The organism is Pseudonocardia lutea (assembly GCF_042658055.1).
Taxonomy (GTDB): domain Bacteria; phylum Actinomycetota; class Actinomycetes; order Mycobacteriales; family Pseudonocardiaceae; genus Pseudonocardia; species Pseudonocardia lutea.
The window spans coordinates 25,648-31,939 of sequence record NZ_JBHSQK010000085.1 but is presented as its reverse complement, the minus strand read 5'-3'; the positions used below and the strand labels follow the sequence as shown (position 1 = coordinate 31,939).

The window sequence follows — 6,292 nt, the reverse complement described above, 5'->3', positions numbered from 1 at the left end:
CGTCGCCACGGGGTCCAGATTCAGCCGCCGTTGACAACACCCCGGTGGGGCGCGTCGCACACCTGGTTGGTGCGTCGCACACCCCGTCGGCGGGGTGTGGGACGTCCGAGCGGGTGTGCCGGCCATTCCTCTCGCTGCGCGCTCCCCGCTCGCGACCTGCCGCGCGTCCCTCGGGGCGCTCCCCGCTCGCGACCGGTCGAGCATCTTCCGGTGCGCTCCTCGCTCGCGACCGGGTGGTGGAGCCGCAGCCGGCGCCGGGGGCACGGGGGAGGCGTGAGGGGGCGGTCGATCATGCTGCGTGCCGGCCCACACCCGCTCGCGCGTCGTACAGGCCGTCGACGAGGTGTGGGACGGGAGGCCCGGGTGTGCGACCGGGCCGGAACGGGTGTGCGAGGTCGGGCGGGGTGTGCGAGGTCGGGCGGGGTGTGCCAGGTCGGGCCGGGTGTGTCAGGTCGGGCCGGGTGTGCCAGGTCGGGCGGGGTGTGCGAGCGCCCGGCCCGGACCCGTGCACTCCCGCCCGTGCACTCCCGCCCGTGCACTCCCGCCCGTGCGGGTCCCGCCCGACTCCCACCCGACTCCCGCCCGTGCGGGTCCCGCCCGTGCGGCTCCTGCCTGCGCGGCTCCTGCCCGTGCGACTCCCGTGCGGCTCCCGCCCCTGCGACTCCGCCCGCCCGACTCCGCCCGGCCCGCGCCCCGCCGCCCCAGCCGTCTCCCCGCTGCCGCGGCCGGACGGGGTCGATCCGGGTCGGCGGCGGGACCGCGCGTCTGAGAAGGTGGCCCCTCGTGAGCATCTCGCTGGAGCAGGCCCGCACCATCGTCGACGCCGCCCTCGCGCACGGCACCGAGCAGGGCTTCAAGCCGCTAACCGTCGCCGTCCTCGACCCGGGCGGCGCGATCGTCGCCCTCGCCCGCCAGGACGGTTCGGGTTACCTGCGGCCCGATCTCGCCGTCGCCAAGGCCAACGGCGTGCTGGCGCTGGGGATGACCAACCGCGCCATCGCCGCCCGCGCCGCCGACTCGCCCGAGTTCTTCACCTCGGTCGCGAACCTCGCCGGCGGCCGGATCTTCTCGGTCCCGGGCGGGGTGTTCGTCCGCGACGCCGAGGGGACCCTGCTCGGGGCGGTGGGTGTGACCGGCGACCTCTCGCTCAACGACGAGGCCGCCGCCGTCGCGGGGATCGAGGCCGCCGGCCTCGTCGCCGTCACCGGCGCGGAGTGACGGCCGGGCACGCTCCGCGACCCGCCGATCCCGCCGCCCGGGCGACGTCGGTCGGTCTCGCGTTCGCCGTCGTCTCGGCCGTGTCGTTCGGGCTCTCCGGCCCGTTCGCGAAGGCGCTGATCGACGCCGGATGGTCCTCCGCCGGGGCGGCGTTCGTCCGGATCGGCGGGTCGGCCGTCGTGGTGCTGGTGCTGCTCGCGGTGACCCGGCCGGGCGTGCTGGGGGCGCTCCGGGCCGACGCCCCGGCGCTGCTGCTCTACGGGCTGCTGGCGATGGCCGGCGTGCAGGTCGCGTTCTTCAACGCCGTCCGGTACATGCCGGTCAGCATCGCGCTGCTGCTGGAGTACCTCGGCCCGGTGCTGGTCATCGCCTGGGTGTGGGTGGTGCGCCGGCAGCCGCCGAGCCGGCGCACACTGGCGGGGGCGGCCGTCGCGATCACCGGGCTGCTGCTGGTCGTGCAGATCTGGTCGGGCACCGCGGTGCCCCCGGCCGGTTTGGCATGGGGGCTGGCGGCGGCGGTGTGCCAGGCGAGCTACTTCCTGCTCGCGGACCGCGCGGGTGCCACGACCCCGCCGGTGGTGCTGGCCGGCGTCGGGATGGCAGTGGGCACCGTCGTGGTCGCCGCTCTGGGCCTGACCGGGCTGCTGCCGCTGGTGGTGACCCTCCCGCCCGACGGGCCGGTGGTCCTCGCGGGCGCGGACGTCGGCTGGGTGGCCGCGGCCGGCCTGCTCGTGCTGGTCTCGACCGTCGTCGCCTACCTGACCGGGGTGGTCGCGATCCGGCGGATCGGTGCCGCGCGGGGCTCGCTCGTGGCGCTGCTGGAGGTCGTCGCGTCCGCGGTGGCGAGCTGGCTGCTGCTGGGTGAGGTGCCCGCGGCGGTCCAGCTGGCCGGGGGAGTGCTGATCCTGGCCGGCGTCGCGCTGACCCGGTCCCGTCCCGCGGGCCTCGCCGAACCCGGCCGATGACGCGGCGACGGCCCGCCACCCCCGTGGAGAGGGGTGACGGGCCGTCGCCCGGTCGACCGTCCGACCGCCGCGGCCTGACCGCGTACCCGCAGGTCAGGTCGCGTCGATGCGATCAGACGTCGTAGTACAGCGCGAACTCGTACGGGTGCGGGCGCAGCCGCAGCGGGTCGATCTCGTTCTCCCGCTTGTACGAGATCCAGGTCTCGATCAGGTCCGGGGTGAACACGCCGCCCTCGAGCAGGTAGTCGTGGTCGGCCTCGAGCTTGTCGATGACCGCACCGAGCGAGCCCGGGACCTGGGCGATGTCCTTGGCCTCCTCCGGCGGGAGCTCGTAGAGGTCCTTGTCGATCGGGGCCGGCGGCTCGATCTTGTTCCGGATGCCGTCGAGGCCGGCCATCAGCATCGCCGAGAAGGCCAGGTACGGGTTGCCGGACGAGTCGGGGCAGCGGAACTCGATGCGCTTGGCCTTCGGGCTGTCGCCGGACAGCGGGATCCGGATGCAGGCCGAGCGGTTCCGGGCCGAGTAGACCAGGTTGACCGGGGCCTCGAAGCCCGGGACCAGGCGGTGGTACGAGTTCACCGTCGGGTTGGTGAAGGCCAGCAGCGACGGCGCGTGGTGCAGCAGGCCGCCGATGTAGTAGCGCGCCGTGTCCGAGAGCCCGCCGTAGCCGGACTCGTCGTGGAACAGCGGCTGGCCGTCCTTCCACAGCGACTGGTGGACGTGCATGCCGGACCCGTTGTCGCCGAACAGCGGCTTCGGCATGAAGGTCGCGGTCTTGCCGTGCTGCCACGCCGTGTTCTTGACGATGTACTTGAACAGCATGATGTCGTCGGCCGCGTGGAGCAGGGTGTCGAACTTGTAGTTGATCTCCGCCTGCCCGGCGGTGCCGACCTCGTGGTGCTCCCGCTCCACCTCGAAGCCGCTGGCGATCATCGTGCTGACGATGTCGGCGCGCAGGTCGGCGTAGTGGTCCACCGGCGGGACGGGGAAGTACCCGCCCTTGTAGTTGACCTTGTAGCCGAGGTTGCCGCCCTCCTCCTCGCGCCCGGTGTTCCACCAGCCCTCGGTCGAGTCGATGTGGTGGAAGGTCTCGTGCGGGTTCGAGCCGAAGCGGATCGAGTCGAAGACGTAGAACTCCGCCTCGGGCGCCATGTAGGCGGTGTCCGCGATGCCGGACGCGGCCAGGTACTCCTCGGCCTTGCGCGCGACGTTCCGCGGGTCACGGCTGTACGGCTCGCTCGTGATCGGGTCGTGCACGAAGAAGTTGATGTTCAGCGTCTTGTGCTTGCGGAACGGGTCCAGGCGCGCGGTCTTCGAGTCCGGCAGCAGGGCCATGTCCGACTCGTTGATGGCCTGGAAGCCGCGGACGGACGAGCCGTCGAAGGCGGCGCCGTTCTCCAGCAGGTCGCCGGCGGTGGACGCGGGGACGGTGAGGTGCTGCATCACGCCGGGCAGGTCGCAGAACCTGATGTCGACGTACTCGACCTTCTCGTCCGAGATGTACTTCAGTACCTCTTCGGAGTTGTTGAACACGCGCGCTGGCTCCTTCAGTCGTCTCCTGATTCGGCCGCGACCGTAGGGCGGCCGTGTTGCCCGTTCATCACTCGCGCGTTTCACAGACGTTAACGGGCCGGATCGCGTCCTCTCTCACACGGGACAACTAGGGTAGGGCGCATGGCCCGGTTCCTCGACTCCTGGACGACGGGTTCACCCTCCGCGCACGAGCAAGGTCACCCGGGTGAGCGTTTCGGCCTCCCGGCCGAGGGCCCGGGTGCGGTCGCCGGGTTCGGCAGGCGCCTGGTCGGTGTCACGGTCGACTGGTTGCTCGCCTATGTGCTCACACTGGCGGTCCTCGGGCTCGACGCGCTCGGCGGCTCCCGCATCGGCTGGTGGGTGTGGGCGGTCTGGTTCGTCCTCACGGTGCTCCCGACCGCGCTGTTCGGCATGACGCCGGGGATGGTCGCCGTCGGCATCCGGGTCGCCCGGGTGGACATGGCCGCGACGGTCGGGTTCCGGGCGGTCCTGCGCACGCTGCTGCTGGGGCTGGTGATCCCGCCGGTCGTCCGGGACGCGGACGGCCGCGGCTGGCACGACCGGGCGACCCAGACGATCGTGGTCCGCACCCGCGCCTGAGCGCGACGCGCGGGGACGACGCCCGGGAACGACGCCGAGAACGACGGCGGCCGGGCCCCGTACGGGATCCCGGCCGCGGTGCGTCGGTGATCAGCGGCGGCGCACGGTGCGCTGCACGCTGCGCATCTTGGCGCCCTGGGGGAGCGGCCCCTTGGGCAGCGCGGCGGCGCGGTTGCCGAGCGCGGCGAGCCGGGCGTCGAGCGACTCCATCTCCGCGGCGCTGATGTTGCGCGGCAGCTTCATGAGGTGCCGCTGCAGGCCCTTGAGCGGGACCTGGCCCTCCTCGTTGCCGACGACGACGTCGTAGATCGGGGTCTGGCCGACCACCCGCGCGGTGCGCTTCTTCTCCTGGGCCAGCAGCGACTTGACCCGGTGCGGCGCCCCCTCGGCCACGAGGACGACGCCCGGCCGGCCGACGACCCGGTGCACCGCGTCGAGGTGGGTGGTGCCGGCGACGCCCTGGGTCACCCGCCACTGCCCGCGCAGCTGGTCGAGCGCCCAGCCCGCGGCGCCCGGCTGCCCGTCGGCCTGGGCGTACACGCTGCGCTGCACGCGGCGGCCGAAGATGCTGATCGCGATCATGACCCCGATCGCGACACCGAAGACCAGGAAGATCCACTCGAGGCCGAAGATCAGCCCGATCAGGAACGCGACGACGGCCGCACCGACCACCGACCCGATCATCAGCGGCAGCAGGAGCTTGTCCTGCTTGCGCTGCATCTGGAACGCCTGCCAGATCTGCGCGCGCCGCTGCTTGGACGCCGCGCGCTTCTCCGCCTTCAGGCGCTTCTGGGTCTCCTTGTCGGGCTTGCCGGCCATGCGGGCCAGGATACGTCGCCCGGGCGCCCTGCCGCCGTCAGGACCGGGGAACCCCGCCCGTCAGCCGCGGGCGAGCAGCGTGCGGGCCTCCTGGGCGGCGGGGGCCTCGGCGGCGAGGTGGGCGAGCTCGGGGGTGAGCTGTTCGCCGCGGTGCGCGACGGTCTGGGCGTAGAGCCGCCCGGCCCGGTAGGACGACCGCACCAGCGGCCCGGCCATGACGCCGGCGAAGCCGATCTGCTCGGCGGTCTCGGCGTGGGCGACGAACTCCTCGGGCTTGACCCACCGCTCCACGGGGTGGTGGCGCTTGGAGGGGCGCAGGTACTGGGTGATCGTGATGATCTCGCAGCCGGCGTCGTGCAGGTCGGCCAGTGCCTCGGTGACCTCGTCGGGGGTCTCGCCCATGCCCAGGATCAGGTTGGACTTGGTGACCAGCCCCGCCTCCCGCGCGGCGGTGAGGACCTGCAGCGAGCGCTCGTAGCGGAACCCGGGGCGGATCCGCTTGAAGATCCGCGGGACGGTCTCGAGGTTGTGCGCGAGCACCTCGGGGCGGGCGCCGAAGACCTCGGCGAGCTGGTCGGGCTTCGCGTTGAAGTCCGGGATGAGCAGCTCGACGCCGGTGCCGGGGTTGAGGGCGTGGATCTGCCGGACGGTCTCGGCGTAGAGCCAGGCGCCGCCGTCGGGCAGGTCGTCGCGGGCGACGCCGGTGACGGTGGAGTAGCGCAGCCCCATCTGGTGCACGGACTCGGCGACGCGGCGGGGTTCGTCGCGGTCGAGCTCGGCGGGCTTGCCGGTGTCGATCTGGCAGAAGTCGCAGCGGCGGGTGCACTGCTCGCCGCCGATGAGGAAGGTGGCCTCGCGGTCCTCCCAGCACTCGTAGATGTTGGGGCAGCCGGCCTCCTCGCACACGGTGTGCAGTCCGCCGGCGCGGACCAGGCCCTTGAGCTCGGTGTACTGCGGGCCGGTGCGGGCCTTGGTCCGGATCCACGCCGGCTTGCGCTCGATCGGGGTCTCGGCGTTGCGGACCTCGAGACGCAGCAGCTTGCGGCCTTCCGGAGCGATCGTCACGGCGACCAGCCTACGCCCCGCCACCGGGCGGGACGCCCGTCGTGGCGGCCCCCACGGACGGCCCGGACGGGCGGACCGGTCCGGCGGCCCG

The 6,292-nt window shown here is 73.2% G+C and carries 6 protein-coding genes; 3 read left to right on the top strand and 3 right to left on the bottom strand.

Annotation, left to right across the window (positions count from 1 at the left end):
• Window positions 1-783 precede the first annotated feature (783 nt).
• The gene (locus ACFQH9_RS26595) at window positions 784-1,218 is read left to right on the top strand and encodes a GlcG/HbpS family heme-binding protein (RefSeq protein WP_379570169.1); all 435 of its coding nucleotides are present in this window, start codon (window positions 784-786) and stop codon (window positions 1,216-1,218) included.
• Complete coding sequence (locus ACFQH9_RS26590; protein ID WP_379570167.1) at window positions 1,215-2,183, top strand: EamA family transporter; 969 nt, start codon at window positions 1,215-1,217, stop codon at window positions 2,181-2,183. Before ACFQH9_RS26595 ends, ACFQH9_RS26590 begins: the two co-directional genes overlap by 4 nt.
• Before the next feature lie 112 nt (window positions 2,184-2,295).
• On the opposite strand, the gene glnA is transcribed toward ACFQH9_RS26590, so the two are convergent.
• Complete coding sequence (gene glnA / locus ACFQH9_RS26585; RefSeq protein ID WP_379570165.1) at window positions 2,296-3,717, bottom strand: type I glutamate--ammonia ligase; 1,422 nt, start codon at window positions 3,715-3,717, stop codon at window positions 2,296-2,298.
• Between the two features lie 141 nt (window positions 3,718-3,858).
• Between glnA and ACFQH9_RS26580 the strand changes: the two genes are divergently transcribed.
• A complete protein-coding gene (locus tag ACFQH9_RS26580; RefSeq protein WP_379570163.1) occupies window positions 3,859-4,317 on the top strand; it encodes an RDD family protein in 459 nt (152 codons plus the stop codon).
• Window positions 4,318-4,407: 90 nt separating this feature from the next.
• On the opposite strand, the gene ACFQH9_RS26575 is transcribed toward ACFQH9_RS26580, so the two are convergent.
• Together ACFQH9_RS26575 and lipA are read right to left on the bottom strand one after the other, a co-directional pair.
• Window positions 4,408-5,136, bottom strand: a complete 729-nt coding sequence (locus ACFQH9_RS26575) for a DUF4191 domain-containing protein (RefSeq protein WP_379570161.1) — start codon at window positions 5,134-5,136, stop codon at window positions 4,408-4,410.
• A 60-nt stretch (window positions 5,137-5,196) separates the two neighbouring features.
• Window positions 5,197-6,201 (bottom strand): lipoyl synthase, encoded by a 1,005-nt coding sequence (lipA, locus tag ACFQH9_RS26570; RefSeq protein ID WP_379570159.1) that lies wholly within the window; start codon window positions 6,199-6,201, stop codon window positions 5,197-5,199.
• Window positions 6,202-6,292 lie beyond the last annotated feature (91 nt).